Raw genomic sequence first — 15,578 nt, forward strand, 5'->3', positions numbered from 1 at the left:
CAACCCTGTGCGGCCCCTGTCCAAGATTGATATGGATGTCGGTTCGATCAAACCCCGATATGATTACTGGTCGTGGACCTGGTGCGGCACCTGGAGTGCTTCGTGGCTGTTGCAGAAGAGTCACACTTCGGGCGTGCCGCGGCCCGTCTCGGCATGGCCCAGCCACCCCTGTCGCAGCGCGTCCAGCGGCTGGAGAAGGAGCTGGGCGTCCGGCTCTTCGAGCGCACCAGCCGCCAGGTGACGATCACCGAGGCGGGCACGCTGCTGCTCGCCGAGGCCCGCGAGCTGCTCGCCCGCTCCGACTCCTTCCTGGCCGCCGCGCGCCGCATCCGGGACGGCGAGACCGGCCTGCTGCGCGCCGCCCTGTCCCCCGACATCTCCGGCGAGACCGTCGCCGCGCTGCTGGCGGACTTCCGCCGCCGGCACTCCGGCCTGGAACTGGAACTGCACGAGCTGTCCACCGCCCAGCAACTCGCCGGGTTCGCCGCCCACGAGCTGGACGTCGGCCTCATCCACCACCCGTGCGACGTCACCGGCCTGGAGCTGGGCCCGGTGCTGCGCCGCGACCTCGGCGTGCTGCTGCCGCGCGGCGCGGCCGAGGCGGAGTTCGACGAGGTGCCGCTCGCCTCCCTCACCGGTTACGACCTGGTCCTCTTCCCGCGCGCCGGCGCCCCGGCGGTCTACGACGACCTGCTCACCGCCTGCGCCCGGGGCGGCTACACCCCCGCCGCCGTACGGCACGGCCAGGGCGCCAGTTTCGTACGCGGACTGGTGCTGTCGTCCGGGGCCGTCGCCCTCGGCCCACGCGACACCCGGCTCGCCGCGGCCGGTGACGGGGACCTGGTCTGGCGTCCGCTGGCCGGGGCCCCGCTGGCCTGGCGGCACTCGGTGGCCTGGCCCAAGGGGCGCGGGGACGCCGCCGTCGGCGCCTTCGCGGACGCGGCCACGCACGCCCTGCGCACCACGGCCGGCGCCCACTCCGAGGCGCCCGCCCGGCCACTGCACCTTCGCCCGGCATCGGAGTTCTGGCTATGACCGACACCGCGACCACCGGCCGTCTGGACGCGGCCTTCGCCGACGCCGGGGTGACCGGGTGGCTGCATGCCGTGGACATCGACACGGGTGCGCAGGTCGGGGCGGGGCCGGACCAGCCGGTGTGCACGGCCAGTGTCCACAAGGTGTGTGTGCTCGTCACACTGCACGAGCTGGCGGCGGCCGGGGAGCTGGACCTCACCGAGCGGGTCGAGTGCCCGCCGGCCGGACGCACCCCGGGGGCCACGGGGCTCGCGGCCATGCTCGACCCGGTCCGGCTGTCGCTGCGCGACGCGGCGTTCCTGATGATGTCCGTCAGCGACAACACCGCCGCCGACCTGCTGCTGCGCCGGGTCGGTCTGGACGCCGTCAACCGCACCACGGCCCGGCTCGGCCTCACCCGCACGCGGGCGGTGTACGGCTTCGGCGACATGCTCGCCGCGATGCGCGAGGACACGGGTCCGGCCGGAGCCCAGGCACTGGCCGACCCGCACGTCATCGCCCGGCTCCGCGCCCTGGACCCGGCCCGCACCAACCACAGCACCCCGCGCGACATGACCCGCCTGCTGGCCGCCCTCTGGCGGGACGAGGTGTGTCCGCCCGAGTACGGCGCCGCCATGCGCCGCATCATGGGCCTCCAGGTCTGGCCGCACCGGCTGGCCTCGGGCTTCCCCTTCGACGACGTCCACGTGGCCGGCAAGACGGGCAGCCTGCCGACCCTGCGCAACGAGGTCGGCGTCGTCGAGTACCCCGACGGCGGCCGCTACGCCGTGGCCGTCTTCACCCGCACCGCCCACACGGCCACCGTCCTGCCCGCGGCGGACGCGGTGATCGGCACGGCGGCCCGGATCGCCGTGGACGCGCTGCGGGCGCCGTGAGAGGGAAACGGCGGGCGGCGCGGCCTTCGGGCGACGGTGTCGAGGGGTGGGGGCGTCGAGGGGCGGTGTCAGCCGTCGTTGTCGCGCCAGCGCCCGCCGCTCGGGGCCGAGTCGAAGCGGGTCGCCGCCGAGGCGTTGCCGCTGAAGTCGTTGCCGGAGACCCGGCCGCCGGTCCAGGTGGCCTCGTGCGCGATCCACAGGGCGTGGGTCTGGGTGCGCGGGTGCCCGTCGTCCCGGACGCGGTTGCCGTGCACGTACGGGTGGACCACGGCGGCGGCCGCGGTGAGGCCGGTGCGCGGGGCCGGGCAGTCCGGGAGGCGGTAGGTGACGCCCGGCGCGGGGGTGCCGTCGGGCCAGGCCGTGTCCGCGCCGGGACGGCTGGGGGCGAGGGTGAGTTCGGTGGCGGTGTTGCCGGTGACCACGGCGTTTCGGCCGTCGCCGACCGTCAGCTCCTTGCCGCGGTGGCCGCCGGGGGGCCAGTCGGCGTTCTCGTCGGTGAGGGACAGCGGCCCGCAGTGGACGCCCTCGCCGCCCCCGTCCGTCGCCGGCGCGGCGCGGCGGCCGTTGTTCCGGACGCGGTTGCCGAAGATCGCCGGCTCGTGCAGCGGTGCGTCGACGCGGATGCCGTCCAGGGCGTTGTCGTGGATGTCGTTGGACTCCAGGACGATGTCGGTGGCGGGCTCCTGGTCGCCCCCGGCCAGGTTGTGCTGCCAGTAGCCGTACCGCCCGTTGCCGCTGACGCGGTTGCCGCGGAAGGCGTACGGGCCCGGGGTGTTGCCGAGCGCGATGCCGTCCCCCACGTTGCCGTCGATCACGCACCCGGTGACGATGCCGCCGCGTCCGCCGACGCTCGTCGTGCCCTGCGCCGACACGTCGAAGCCGGCGACGTGGTTGCCGAGCATCGTGCAGCCGGTGACCAGCAGGCCGTCGGCGCCCCAGTCGGAGATGCCGTAGCGGTTGTCCTCGGTGTGGCAGGCGGTCACGCGGATGCCGCGGGGCGGGACCCAGTCGTCCTGCTGGAGTTCGAGGAAGATGCCGTTGGTGCCGTTGCCGGTGGCCGTGCAGTCGGTGATCGCCGTGCGTTCGACCGGGCCCCAGCCGCCCACTCCGATCCCGATGCCCGCGCCGCCCATCTTCTCGCCGGGGTCCTGCCGTCCGCACCGCTCGGCCAGCACGCCCTCGACGACGGTGTCCTGGAGGAAGTCGCATCCGAAGCCGGTGGCGGCGGTGTCGTGGATGTACAGGTCGGTGAAGCGCCCGCGCAGCACGTACTGGAGCCCGAGCCCCTTGGCCAGCACCTCGTACTCCTCGGTCTCCACCCGGGAGCCGTCGATCTCGAAGTGGGCGAAGGTGACGTCGGCGATGTGGTTGTCCCGTCCGGCGCCGTGCTGGGCCGTGGTGAACCAGGCCAGCGGTACGGGCCGCGTCGGGGCCCCGGGGTTGCACAGCGCGAAGCAGGTGGCGCCGCGGCCCGCGCCGATCAGCGAGACGCCGCTGCGCCAGAGCACGGGCCGGTCCCGGATCACGTACCGCCCGGCCGGGACCCGCACGGTACGTGGCCGCCCGTCGGCGGCGGTGGCGTCACCCAGGGCGTCCACCAGTTTCTGCAGGGCCGGCCGGTCGTCGGCGGTGCCGTCCCCGACCAGACCGTACGCATGGGCGTCGGCCGTCAACGGCGCGGTCATGGGGCGCTCCTTCCACCGGCGACGTGGGGGCGCGGCGGCGGCGGGCTCGACACCGCCGCCGCCGCGCTGCCGACCGGGTACCAGGCACCGGCCCCTCTCAATCAGGGCGAGGACCAGAGCGAGGATCAGAGCGAGAGGCCACTGGAGCCTACTCGGGCATTCCTGGCGCTTTATCCCATTTGGGGGTACATAATCAGAACATGAGTACGGCAACGTATGAACTGCTGGCCGCGTCCTCGCACGCGCTCAACGTGACGATGGCCTTCATCGGCGGGCTGGTGATCGCCGGCGCGCTGATCTGGGCCGTGCGTATGGGCATGAGGGTCATGGAACGAGAACCGGAACGCCCCCACGCCGACGAGCACGGCAAACTCCCTCCCACCGGCGCCGTCCACGAGGAACGGGAGATACGGGAGCCCGACGAGGTCCCGCTGATCACGGACGGAAGTCCACGGCTCATGCCGTACGAACTCCACCATTCGGGCAGCCGCCGGGGCCAGGACCAGATCCGCCGCCGCTGGCTGCCGGGGTCGAGCGGGTCCTTCGGCGGCGGCGGACCCGGACACGTCTGACCCGGACGACCGCGGATCCGGGCGTGCCGCTGATCCGGGCGAGCCTGATCCGGGCAGGCCGCCGGTCGGCGGACCGCCTGTCCGGGCGGCCCGCACGGCGTGCGGGCGTGCGCGCGAGGCAGGCGACCCCGCGGTGCTGGGGCCCCGCAGTGCCGGGGCCCCAGCGATACGGGCCCCGCGGTACCGGCGCCCCCGCGGGACCGGCCTCCCCCGTCCGGCCGAACGTCGGTGTGCGCGGCGGCGTGCGCGGATCTTCACTGGAGGGGACCCGCGTGCTCTCGCGGGGCGTGTACTCACCAGGTACCTGGAGGCGACATGGCCGGTCAGCGGGTGCTGCGGGCGGTCGGCGTGCTGATGCTCGCGGGCACCGTGCTGGCCGGGTGCTCCGACGGCGACGGCAGCGCCGCCGACGTGCCGTCGGACGCCGGCAGCGCGGCGGCCGACCGGGCCGCGTCGGCCGCCTCCTCGCTGGCCTCCCGGGGCGCGGACGCCGTGGCGTCGGCGACGGCGGAGGCCGGGCGGTGGCTGGAGGACATCCAGGAGGGCGCCGACGTCAAGGGCGACGTGGAACCGGGCGCCCCGAAGACCGACGCCGACGGCCGCACCACCGTCGAGGTCACCGTCAGCAACACCGCCGACTCCACGAAGTCCTTCGCGGTACAGGTGAACTTCACGGACGCCGACGGCAGCCTGATCGACACGGCCGTCGTCACCGTCCCCGACGTCCCCGCCGGAAGGTCCGCGCGCGCCACCGCCCGCAGCACCCACGACCTGTCCGGGGACGTGCGCGCGGTGGTGGCCCGGGCCGTGCGCTACTGACGCCCATGGACGACCCGGACGCCGACGTAGGCGAGGTCACGGGCGAAGGCACCCCCGGTGCCTTCGCGGAACAGGACTACGCGGCCCGCATGGCACGGGCCGCGTACGAGGCCGCCACCCTCGGGCTCGCCGGTGTGCTGGTCACCCCGGGCCCCGACCTGGAGTGGCTGTGCGGCTACCGGCCCGCGGGCGCCACCGAGCGCCTCACCCTCCTCGTCCTCACCGCCGACGCCCAGCCCCGGCTGCTGGTTCCCGGACTGGACCGCCCGGACGCGGAGGCGGCCCCCGGCGCGGGCGCGCTGCGGGTCTTCGAATGGTGGGACGGCCAGAATCCGCACACCGCGGCGGCCGGACTGCTGCGCCCGCACGGCCGGTACGGCGTCTCCGACGGAACCTGGGCGCTGCACCTGCTCTGCCTCCAGCAGTCGCTGCCGCTGGCCACCTACCAGCCCCTGTCCTCCGTACTGCCCATGCTGCGGGCGGTGAAGGACGAGCCCGAGCTGGCCCGGCTGACCGCCGCTGCTGCGGCGGCGGACGCCGCGTACGAGGAGGTCCTCGGGCTGCGGTTCGGCGGCCGCCGCGAGCGCGACCTGGCCGCCGACCTGGCCCGGCTGCTGCGCGAGCACGGTCACAGCCGGGTCGGCCTCACGGTGGTCGGCTCCGGACCCCACGGCGCCGACCCGCACCACCGGGCGGGCGACCGGGTCATCGAGGACGGCGACATGGTGGTCCTGGACTTCGGCGGCCTCAAGGACGGCTACGGCTCCGGCTCCGCCCGCACCGTCCACGTCGGCGCGCCCACGGACGAGGAACGCCGGGTCCACGAGACCGTCCGTACCGCCCAGCAGGCGGCCTTCGAGGCGGTGCGGCCCGGGGTGTCCTGCCAGGAGATCGACCGGGCGGCCCGCGCGGTGATCGAGGCGGCCGGCCACGCCGAGCACTTCACGCACCGCACCGGCCACGGCATCGGCGTCACCGTCCACGAGCCGCCCTACCTGGTGGAGGGCGAGGAGCAGCCGCTCGTACCGGGCATGTGCTTCTCCGTCGAGCCCGGCATCTACCTCCCCGGCCGCTTCGGGGTCCGCATCGAGGACGTCGTGACCTGCACGGAGGACGGGGGCCGCCGGCTCAACACCACGTCGCACGAACTGGCGGTCGTGCACTGATCCGCCGGCCCCGCGGACCCCTGGAGCAGAGGCGGGGGCAGGGGCCGTCTAGAGCCCCAGCCACACCGTCGTGTCCGGGCCCAGGCGGCCGTCGTCCAGGGGCGCGCTGCTCAGCAGCACCTCCCCGGCCGGCAGGTCGACCGTCGCGCCGGAGAGGTTGGTGACGCACCGCCAGCTGTCCGAACGGTCGAACTGGAGAACCCCGGCCGGGACGTCGTCCGCCCAGGTCAGCGCCTCGCCGTCGAGCAGTTTGCGGCGCAGTCGCAGGGCCGTGCGGTAGAGCTCCAGGGTCGAGCCCGCCACCCCGTCCTGGGCCTGGACGGCGTACGACCCGAAGTCCGGCGGCTGCGGCAGCCACGCGGCGCCCGCGCCGAAGCCGTACGACGGCCCGCCCGTCGTCCACGGCAGCGGCACCCGGCATCCGTCGCGGCCCTTGCGGACGTGCCCGGTCTGCTCCCAGATCGGGTCCTGGAGGACCTCGGTGGGCAGGTCGGCCACCTCGGGCAGGCCCAGCTCCTCGCCCTGGTAGACGTACGCCGACCCGGGCAGCGCCAGCATCAGCAGCGTCGCCGCGCGCCCCCGGCGCAGGCCGGCCCGCTCGTCGACGGCCGGCGCGTGACCGCCGGACAGCAGCCAGGCGTCGGTGTCGGTGCCCGGCGGGAGGACCAGGCGGGTGGCGTGCCGGACCACGTCGTGGTTGGACAGCACCCAGGTCGCCGAGGCACCGGCGGCACGGGCGTCGGCCAGGGAGCCGGTGATGACCTCGCGCAGCTCCGCCGCCTCCCAGCGGGCCTGGAGATACTCGAAGTTGAAGGCCTGGCCCAGTTCGTCCGGGCGGGCGTACAGCGCGCGCCGGGCGCCCGGCACCCAGGCCTCGGCCACCGCCATGCGGGGCGGGGTGTAGGCGTCGAGGATCTTGCGCCAGTCGCGGTAGACCTCGTGGACGTCGTCGCGGTCGTAGAACGGGTGGGCGCCGGGGGCGAACTCCGCGAGCGCCGCCTCACTGCTCAGCTCGGGGGCGCCGAGGTCGCGCAGCGGCTCGGTCAGGTCCTTGACCAGCGCGTGCGCGACGTCGACGCGGAAGCCGTCGACGCCTCTGTCGCACCAGAACTTCAGCGTGGTGCGGAAGTCGGCGCGGACCTGCTCGTTCTCCCAGTTCAGGTCGGGTTGCTGGGGCGCGAAGAGGTGCAGGTACCACTGTCCGTCGGGCACCCGCTTCCAGGCGCTGCCGCCGAAGACGGACTGCCAGTCGGTGGGCGGCAGCTCCCCGTGCTCGCCCCGGCCGTCCCGGAAGACGTAGCGGTCGCGGGCCGGGGAGCCGGGGCCCGCGTCCAGGGCCTCCCGGAACCAGGCGTGGCGGTGCGAGGTGTGGTTGGGGACCAGGTCGACGATGACCTTGAGGCCCAGGCGGTGGGCCTCGGCGGCCATGGCGTCGAAGTCGTCCAGGCTGCCCAGGCGCGGGTCGACGTCCCGGTAGTCGTCGACGTCGTAGCCGCCGTCGGCGAGTTCGGACGGGTAGAACGGGCTGAGCCACAGGGCGTCGACGCCCAGGGCGGCCAGGTGCGTCAGGCGCTGGGTGATGCCGCGCAGGTCACCGAGCCCGTCGCCGTCGGCGTCGGCGAAGCTGCGGGGATAGACCTGGTAGATGACGGCCTGACGCCACCAGTTGGGGTCCTTGGACGACAGGTCGGGCGTGCGGGTGGTGCTGCGTACGGTCACGCGGTCTCCTTCGCGATGCGTGCGGGCGACACGAATAGATCTGTCCACATCACCCGAAAAGCGAACCCGTGCGCCCGCGACGCGCCGGGGCTACGAACCCGTGCGCTCGACCGCCCCCAGGTACAGATTCACGTACCGGGCCACGTCCACGTCCAACGCCACGTCCACCAGGGGTTGTTCGCGCGTGCCCGCGTGGAGCTCGGACTCGCCGGGGCGGGCGCGGCGGTCGACGACGGTCTGGCCGCGGGCCGGCCCGGGGGCCAGGGACACCTCGACGGGCAGCCGGCGCGTGGTCAGGCCCTCCGGGTCGATCACCGCGCAGACCGCGCCCGCGTCACCGAGGCCGCCGCCGGGGTCGGACTCGTCGGTGGCCGGGCCGCGGTGGGCGAGCAGCTCACCGGCGAGCCGGGTGCCCGGCTCGGCGCTCGCCCGCAGCCGGCGTACGTCCGGTCCGGGGACGATCACCCGCTCGAACACGTCCAGCCCGTACATCGTGATCGGCACCCCGGCGGTGAGCAGGATCGCGGCGGCCTCCGGGTCGTGCCACACGTTGAACTCGGCGACCGGCGTCGCGTTCCCGGTGGCCACCGCGCCGCCCATGAAGACGATCCGCTCGATGTTGGCGGTGACCTCCGGGTGGGTGCGCAGCAGCAGCGCGATGTTGGTCGCCGGGGCGGTGGGGATCAGGGTGACCGGGCGCGGGGAGGCGAGGATCTCCCGGCGCAGCAGGGTCACCGCGTCCACGTCGACGGGGGCGCGGGTGGGGGCGGGCAGGCCGAGGTCGCCCATGCCGTCGTGCCCGTGCACGTGCCGGGCGGTGCGCACGCCCTCGATCAGCGGACGCTCGGCACCCCGGGCGACGGGGACGTCCGGGGCGCCGGCCTGCTCCAGCACGGTCAGGGTGTTCCGTACGACCCCCTCCACGTCGGTGTTCCCGGCCACGCAGGTGACAGCGCGCAGGTCGAGCCCGGGGTGGCGGACCGCCAGCAGCAGGGCCAGGGCGTCGTCGATGCCGGTGTCGCAGTCGATGATCACCGGAATGGGCTGCCGGCCAGGGGCGGTCGTCACGGCGGGGCTCCTCGGGGTGGCGGGTCGGTGGGTGGCGGGTCGGTGGGTGGCCGGTGGGTGGCCGGTCGGTGGGTGGCCGGTCGGTGGGTGGCCGGTCGGTGGGTGGCCGGTCGGTGGCCGGTCGGTGGGTGGCCGGTCGGTGGTGGCGTGGGCCCCGGCGACCCTACGCGTGCCCACGCGGGCACCTGCGGCTCGGGGGCCGCGTGCCCGGGCCCGGGCGGTGGCGGGCCGCCGCCGGTCCGGTCTGTCGCGGCCCTCCGCCGGTCCGGTCTGTCGCGGCCCTCCGCCGGTCCGGTCTGTCGCGGCCCTCCGCGCGAGGCCGTACGCCCGGTCCCGCCGCGCCTCGTCCACCCCCGCCCCCTCTCGCCCACCGCGCCTCACCCGGACGGCCCGGCACGGTGGTGGTGGGGCGGGGGCGGTGGTGCCGTGGAGGATGTGACCGGTCCCGCACGGCGACGGTCGCCCCGGCCTTCAGGAGGCACCCCTGATGCAGCACGCCGCCCCCGCCGCCCGCCCCGTGCTCGCCGTCACGCTCTCGGCGGCGCTGGCGCTGACGGTGGCGGCCTGCTCCGCCGACGGGCGGGGGACCGACAGGCCGGCCGGCACCACGCCGGCCACCGCGCAGTCCCCGGCCGCGTTGCCGTCACCCGCCGTGCCGCCCGCCCTCACCGGGGGACAGGCGCGGGCGGCCCTGATCACGGAGGCCGACCTGGGGGAGGCGTGGCGACCGACGCGGGGTGCCGCGACCTGGCGGGACGAGGTGCTCAAGGCCACGGCCGAGCGGCCCGACTGCGGCCGGCTGCTGGACGTCCTCTACACCGAGGAACTCTTCGGCGCCGCCACCGCGCCCCGCGCCGTCGTCGCCCTCGACGACACGGCCGGCGGGGCCCAGCTGCACTACCGGATCACCTCGTACCGCGCGGCCGACATCGACCGGGCACTGGCCTGGCTCGCGACGCTGCCGGACGCGTGCGGGCGCTTCACGGCCCGGGCCGCTCGCGGCGCCGCCCGGGTCGTCCGGGTCACCGACGTGACGCTGCCGGAGTCGGGGGACGCCCGGCAGGGCCTGCGGGTGACGGTGAGCACCGAGGACGGCGCCGTCCTCACCCTGGACCTGGTCGCCGTACGCGTCGGCGACGACGCGATCAGCCTCACCAGCGGCGGCCTCGGCGAACCGCCCGACGACGCCGTCCGCACGTCCGTCGAGGTCGGGACTGAGCGGCTGACCGAGGTACGGCGGCAGGGGCGGGCACAGGTCTAGCGGACAGGCGGCCTGACGGACGGACTGACGGCTCGGCGGCCGGACGGACGGGCAGACGGACAGGTGGCCGGGCAGGCGGGCCGATGGCCGGCGCCCGGCGTCCCCCTGTCCCGCCTCACCGGGACGTACGCCTAACCGTCGCGGTCGAAGCGTCGGCGGTGGGTGAGTACGTCACAAGCCACCTCGTGGGCGGTGCGGCCGCGGGCGAACGCGTCGGCGCGCAGGCGGGCCAGGGCCTCGTCGGCGCCGATTCCCAGCTGGGCCATGATCATGCCGACGGCCTGGTAGACCTCGTCGTGGTCACCGGCCAGCTCGTCCAGCCAGGCCGCCCCCTCCCCGCGGGGCAGCGCCATCAGCGCCACCGTCATGACACCGGCCACGAGCCGCGCCAGGCTCAGCTGCGGGCCGGTCAGTCCGCCGGGGGTGTCGCGGTAGAGGTCGAGAGTGCCCAGGCACACGGCGTCGTTGCCGAGCGGCAGGGCGTAGACCGCCCGTACCCCGACCGCTGTCGCCTGCTGGGCGAAGACGGGCCACCGGCCGACGTCCGCACCGGCCGTCAGGTCGCGGGCGAGCACCGGGGCGCCCGACTCGGCGGCGCTCACGCAGGGGCCGTCACCCAGGGTGCTCTGGATCTCCGCCAGGTACGAAGCCCGGTCACCGCTGGCACACAGCCGTACCGGTACTCCCTCGCCGCGCAGCGACGCGCTCGCGCCGGTCACCGGGAGCAGCCGTACGGCCACCCGGCACAGCCGTCCCGGGACCTCGCCCGGCGGGACGCCCCGCACCTCCGCGGCGATCACTTCCGCGGCGATCACCTCGGCGGCGCGCTCCCCGTCCGGAGACCGCCCGGACTCGTCTCTGGGCCGCACGCGCACCGCCTCCTTCACTCACGCGGCCGCAGGGTCGACTACCCGTGCCCGACCAGTGGAAACTCGGGCGGCCCGCGGGTCGTGGCACCGTCTACAGAGGCGGCTGTGCGGGCGCCGGCCCCAGGGTGGTCGTGCCGGGTGCCGTGCGGTGTCCGAGGCCGGTGCGATAGGCGTCGAGGGCCGCCTCCACGCGGCCGGTGCGGCGCAGCAGATCGCCGAGGAGCCGGCACAGGTCGGCCAGGTCGCCGGCGGCTCCGGCCCGCTCCAGCAGGCTCAGGGCACGCACGTAGTGCTCCTCGGCGGCCTCGGTGTCCCGGGCGTCCTCGGCGATGATGCCGAGCAGGCGGTGCGCGCCCGCGGAGTGCACGGCGCCGCGTTCGGAGGAGAGGTCGTCCAGGACGCCGTGCAGCAGTTCGGCGGCCTCCCCGGACTTGCCGCGCCGGTGCAGTACGTCGGCCAGCTCGACGGCGACCTGGCTGCTGTAGAGGGCGGCGCGGGTGATGGAGAGCATGCCGAGGGCCTCCCGCATCTCGGCCTCGGCGCGCCGGAGTTCGCCGTTCTGGGCGCATACGTAGCCGCGCATCCAGTGGCAGTTGGCCAGCTCGGTGCGGAGCTGGAGCGTGCGGTACAGCTCGGCCGCCTTGGCCAGCGAGGCGTCGGCCTCGGCGAGACGGCCCTCGGCGAGCAGCGTGCGGGCGACCGAGCGGTGCATACGGGCCACCAGGGCGGGGTCACCGGCGCTGGGGGCGAGGGAGAGGGCGAGCTCGGCGGCCTGTGCGGCGCGCGCCTGCGCGCCCATGTCCATGTACGGGCCGATGGCGCTGGCGTAGAGCATCAGCAGCGCGTCGGGGTCGTGCAGGCCGCCGCGGTTGAGCTCGTCGAGGGTGGACTCGAGGAGGTAGACGGCGTAGCGGATTTCGCCGGCGAGGTAGTGGGCGAGGGCGCGTCCGCGCAGGGCGGGGACACGGGCGGGCAGCGGGGCTCCGGCGTCGGCGAGGCACTGCTCGGCCCGCTCGAAGTAGCTCCGGCCGGTGACCAGTTCGCCGGTCTCCACCGCGCACTCCCCGAGGCCCAGCAGCGCGGCGGACCGCTCCTCGGGCAGCTCGTACGCCTCGGCCTCGGCGAGCAGCTCGGCGTACTGCCCGGCCGCCCGTTCGGCGCCCTCGGTGGCGAGCGTGCGCTGCGCCTCGGTGAGCCTCAGCCGCAGGTCGGTGGCGAGCCGCGCCGGACGCCCGGTGGCCAGCTCCTCGTAGCCGACGCCGAGCCGCTCGGCGAGGTGCCGCAGCGCCTCGTCGGAGGGGCGGACGCGGCCGGCCTCCAGGGTGGAGATGTAGGCGGGCGTGTAGGCCGGTTCCGCGAGCTGGCGCTGGGTCATCCCGCGCTCGGCCCGCAGCCGCTGCACCCGGCGCCCGATGACCTCCCGGCCGTCACGGTCCCCCACTGCCAACTCCCCCTGTGGCTCTTGCCGTTCCACTCCCACGGCTCTAGGTTAAACCGCGGGTTAAGCGCGCTTAACAGCGCTTGGCGCCATTCCCGTCCCCTCCGCAGAAGGACGCCGTGCCCGGACGCGCCCGCACCACCGAACGTTACGCCAGAGCCCTCGCCGCCGCCGTCGTCGCCGTGGCCTGCCTGCTGCTGGCCGCGAACGCGGGACCGACGGACACGGCACACCCGCCGGTGCCCGCACCGACGGAGGACATCACCTCGGACAGGGACTCACTGGCCACGGTGGACCCCTAGCGGCGCGAACCGGGCAGGAAGTGACTCGGCCCTGCCGGGAGCGGGACCGGGACCGGACCGGGACCCACCCGGGACCGGGACCGGGCCAAGACCGGGACCGGACCGGGTCAGGGACCGGACCGGGTCAGGGACCGGACCGGGTCAGGGACCGGACCGGGCCAGGATCAGGGACCGGGCCAGGATCAGGGACCGGGCCAGGATCGAGGCGGAGGCCGGGAGCGGGACCGACCAGGCCGGGCCAGGGGCCGGGATCGGGGCGGAGGCCGGGTCCGGAAGGGGTCCGGGCGGGTCCGGGCGGGTCCGGCTCAGCCCTGGGTCTGCAACCGGCTCAGTTCCCGCCGCACATGGTCCAGCGCGCCCTCGCGCGGGCCGGGCACCCGGCCCCGCAACGCGGCGAGCGCCGCACCCAGTTCCCGGGCCCGTCCGGCGTCGCGGACCTGCCCCCACTGGTGATGGGCCCGGTCGACGGCCGCCTCCACCGCGGGCGCCTGAGGCGGCTGCCCCGCGCCCAGGCGGGCCTCGGCCACCGTCAGCCACGCCCGGCAGCTGCGCGCCGGATCCCCCGCGAACATCGCCAGGTCGGCCCGGACCTCCGTCCAGTGCAGCGCGTCCTCGGAGGCGGGCCCGTGCGCGTCGGCGGCGGCCCGCTCGTGCCGGGCGGCGAGCGCGTCGGCGTCCGCGTGCCGCCCGGACTGCACGGCGGCGGCGATGACCGCGTGCGGGTCGCCCGCCACCGGCCCGGGCGCCGTCAGTACCAGGTCCGGACCGGCGTGCCCGCCGCTTCCCGTCCCGTTCCCCGCGCCCTCGGCCGCGCCCCGGGCCAGCGCCTGCTCGTGCAGCTGGTCCGGCGGCGGCCGGTGCCCGCTGCGCAGGATCGTCGCGACGGCACGCATGTACGACGGCGTGGCCACCGTCCGCCGCGAGGGCGGCGGTGCGATGCGCCCGTAGACGGCGTTGTTGCGCCCGGAGTCCAGTGGGTTCGCCCGCAGCCACTGCCAGGTCTCCTGGTCGGCGTGCAGGTCGAGCAGCAGCGTCGTCGCGCCGCTCGGCCGCAGCCGCAGTTCCTCGCGGATCCAGTGCCAGGGCAGGGCGGTGTAGCGGACGGTCGCCGGTGTCGTGCGGGCCAGCGCCAGATGCGGCAGGCGCTGACGGCGGTCCAGCTGGAGCTGCCCGGCGACGTAGACGGTCAGCGGCCCGGGGGCCGCCGCGGCGGCGCGCAGCCGGGTGAGGACGGCCTGCGGCTCCAGCGGGTCGGCGAGCTCGACCACGTTCGCGGTGTCGGTTCCGGAGAGCACGGCGGGCGGCACGGCCGCGAGTACGGGAAGCACGGAGGCGGCGTCCACCAGGCACCCCCGGCCCACGGGCGACGCCGCGAGCAGCAGCACGGTTCCGGGCATGTCCCCTCCCCCTGTCGATCACGTACCGCAGCACCGTAACCGCTGCGGCTGCGACGCGGGGCACTCAGCCGCCCGTTGTCCCTCTCCGGCGACGTACCGCGAAGACCGTGGTGTCGTCGGCCACCCGCCCCCGGCAGTGCCGCAGCGTGCCGTCCCGTACCAGGGTCACCAGCCGCTGCGGCGCGGTGCTCCGAGGGTCGGCGGAGAGGGCGCGGGAGACGTCCTCGGCGTGCTGGTAGAAGCAGCCCTCGGGGTCGCGGGCCTCGGTCACCCCGTCGGTGACCAGCAGCAGTGTCTCGTCCGCGGCGAGCGCCAGCCGATGCACCGACGGCACCTGCCGGCCGGGGACGAGGTCGCCCATGCCCAGCGGCAGCCCGCCCACGACCGGCAGGTACCGCACCCCGCCGGGGCCGACCGCCAGCGGGGGTTCGTGGCCGAAGACGACGACGTCCACCGCGTCCGGCAGTTCCTCCGAGAAGCCGACCAGTACGGCGGTGGCGAAACGGTCGCCGTCGGACCGGCCGAGGGCCGCGGTGTGCGCGCGGTGGCGCACCATACGGATCTCCAGGCGCTCGGCGACCGTCGCGAGGTCCGGCTCGTGGTAACCGGCCTCGCGGAAGCTGCTGAGCAGCGCGGCCGCCGCCTCCACCGCGCCCAGCCCCTTGCCCTGCACATCGCCTACGAGGACGCGGGTGCCGTGCGGGCCGGGCTGGATGTCGTAGAAGTCGCCGCCGACGCGGGCCTCGGTGTCCGCGGAGAGGTAGACGGCGGCGTGGTCGAGGCCGCCGAAGCCCACCGGGAGCGGGCGCAGCACGGTGCGGCGCGTGGTGTCGGCGATGTCCCGCATGTGCAGCATGCGCTGCTCGCCGCCGACCCGGAGCGCGGTGGCCAGCACGGCGATCAGCCCGCCGAGGACGACGAGGATCAGCCCGGGGAGCCCGGTCTCGTCGCGGTGCTGCCAGGTGGTGTCGGCCAGGACGTAGACGCCGACGGCGACCACCGCGTACGCGGCCGTGGTCCACACCCCGCAGATCGCGGCGGCCGCGCCGGGCACGAGCACGATCCAGGCGATGATCTCGAACGCGCCGGTGGTGATGTCGGTCGCGGTGATACCGACCAGCAGGAGCAGCGGGAACAGCCAGGCGACGCTGTGGCCGCGCACGCTGAGCAGCTCGTGCCGGGACACGGCGTCGCCCCGGCCGGCGGCGTGGACGAGCCGGCCGAACAGCCGCCACCGGCCGCGCACCGGCCTGCGGTCGCGACCCCTCACGGGGCCCAGCGAAACACGCGTCCCCACGGCCCGCATCCTGACTTGCCGGTCGGCCTGACCGGGTGTGCCCTGGTAGACGGGGGCGAGGCGAGAGGAGTGCTC

General features: G+C 75.6%; 14 protein-coding genes. 7 read left to right on the forward strand and 7 right to left on the reverse strand.

Annotated elements, in window-relative coordinates; all coding sequences use genetic code 11:
* The first annotated feature begins 72 nt into the window (after window positions 1-72).
* The gene (locus QC283_RS27155; RefSeq protein ID WP_279564329.1) at window positions 73-1,035 is read left to right on the forward strand and encodes a LysR family transcriptional regulator; all 963 of its coding nucleotides are present in this window, start codon (window positions 73-75) and stop codon (window positions 1,033-1,035) included.
* Window positions 1,032-1,910, forward strand: coding sequence for a class A beta-lactamase-related serine hydrolase (locus QC283_RS27160; protein WP_279564330.1), 879 nt, complete (start codon window positions 1,032-1,034; stop codon window positions 1,908-1,910). The genes QC283_RS27155 and QC283_RS27160 overlap by 4 nt, the downstream gene beginning before the upstream one ends.
* A 68-nt stretch (window positions 1,911-1,978) precedes the next feature.
* Here the strand turns inward: QC283_RS27160 and QC283_RS27165 are convergent, their stop codons facing one another.
* A complete protein-coding gene (locus QC283_RS27165; RefSeq protein WP_279564331.1) occupies window positions 1,979-3,595 on the reverse strand; it encodes a right-handed parallel beta-helix repeat-containing protein in 1,617 nt (538 codons plus the stop codon).
* 200 nt (window positions 3,596-3,795) lie between these two features.
* Here QC283_RS27165 and QC283_RS27170 point away from each other — a divergent pair, with 200 nt between their 5' ends.
* The 3 genes from QC283_RS27170 to QC283_RS27180 all read left to right on the forward strand — a co-directional run bounded on the left by QC283_RS27170 (window position 3,796) and on the right by QC283_RS27180 (window position 6,152).
* Window positions 3,796-4,167 carry a DUF6479 family protein gene (locus tag QC283_RS27170; RefSeq protein WP_279564332.1) on the forward strand — a complete coding sequence of 124 codons (372 nt, stop codon included), beginning with the start codon at window positions 3,796-3,798 and terminating at the stop codon, window positions 4,165-4,167.
* 315 nt (window positions 4,168-4,482) lie between these two features.
* Window positions 4,483-4,986 carry an FxLYD domain-containing protein gene (locus QC283_RS27175; protein ID WP_279564333.1) on the forward strand — a complete coding sequence of 168 codons (504 nt, stop codon included), beginning with the start codon at window positions 4,483-4,485 and terminating at the stop codon, window positions 4,984-4,986.
* 5 nt (window positions 4,987-4,991) lie between these two features.
* Complete coding sequence (locus QC283_RS27180; RefSeq protein ID WP_443032697.1) at window positions 4,992-6,152, forward strand: M24 family metallopeptidase; 1,161 nt, start codon at window positions 4,992-4,994, stop codon at window positions 6,150-6,152.
* A gap of 48 nt (window positions 6,153-6,200) precedes the next feature.
* On the opposite strand, the gene QC283_RS27185 is transcribed toward QC283_RS27180, so the two are convergent.
* On the reverse strand, window positions 6,201-7,871 hold the full coding sequence (locus QC283_RS27185) for a glycoside hydrolase family 13 protein (protein WP_279564334.1): 1,671 nt from the start codon (window positions 7,869-7,871) through the stop codon (window positions 6,201-6,203).
* A gap of 90 nt (window positions 7,872-7,961) precedes the next feature.
* On the reverse strand, window positions 7,962-8,939 hold the full coding sequence (locus tag QC283_RS27190; RefSeq protein ID WP_279564335.1) for a nucleoside hydrolase: 978 nt from the start codon (window positions 8,937-8,939) through the stop codon (window positions 7,962-7,964).
* Window positions 8,940-9,426: 487 nt separating this feature from the next.
* Here QC283_RS27190 and QC283_RS27195 point away from each other — a divergent pair, with 487 nt between their 5' ends.
* A complete protein-coding gene (locus QC283_RS27195; RefSeq protein WP_279564336.1) occupies window positions 9,427-10,200 on the forward strand; it encodes a hypothetical protein in 774 nt (257 codons plus the stop codon).
* A gap of 131 nt (window positions 10,201-10,331) precedes the next feature.
* Here the strand turns inward: QC283_RS27195 and QC283_RS27200 are convergent, their stop codons facing one another.
* Together QC283_RS27200 and QC283_RS27205 are read right to left on the reverse strand one after the other, a co-directional pair.
* On the reverse strand, window positions 10,332-11,069 hold the full coding sequence (locus tag QC283_RS27200; RefSeq protein ID WP_279564337.1) for a GAF and ANTAR domain-containing protein: 738 nt from the start codon (window positions 11,067-11,069) through the stop codon (window positions 10,332-10,334).
* Between the two features lie 91 nt (window positions 11,070-11,160).
* Window positions 11,161-12,510: a helix-turn-helix domain-containing protein gene (locus tag QC283_RS27205; protein ID WP_279564338.1), complete on the reverse strand. Its 1,350-nt coding sequence runs from the start codon at window positions 12,508-12,510 to the stop codon at window positions 11,161-11,163.
* A gap of 116 nt (window positions 12,511-12,626) precedes the next feature.
* Between QC283_RS27205 and QC283_RS27210 the strand changes: the two genes are divergently transcribed.
* On the forward strand, window positions 12,627-12,809 hold the full coding sequence (locus tag QC283_RS27210) for a hypothetical protein (RefSeq protein WP_279564339.1): 183 nt from the start codon (window positions 12,627-12,629) through the stop codon (window positions 12,807-12,809).
* Between the two features lie 305 nt (window positions 12,810-13,114).
* On the opposite strand, the gene QC283_RS27215 is transcribed toward QC283_RS27210, so the two are convergent.
* Entirely contained in the window at window positions 13,115-14,206 is a 1,092-nt protein-coding gene (locus QC283_RS27215; protein WP_279564341.1) for a hypothetical protein, read from the reverse strand.
* Between the two features lie 64 nt (window positions 14,207-14,270).
* A complete protein-coding gene (locus QC283_RS27220) occupies window positions 14,271-15,512 on the reverse strand; it encodes a PP2C family protein-serine/threonine phosphatase (RefSeq protein ID WP_279564342.1) in 1,242 nt (413 codons plus the stop codon).
* Window positions 15,513-15,578: the final 66 nt, after the last annotated feature.

The sequence above is a fragment of the Streptomyces sp. DH41 genome (assembly GCF_029813785.1).
Taxonomy (GTDB): domain Bacteria; phylum Actinomycetota; class Actinomycetes; order Streptomycetales; family Streptomycetaceae; genus Streptomyces.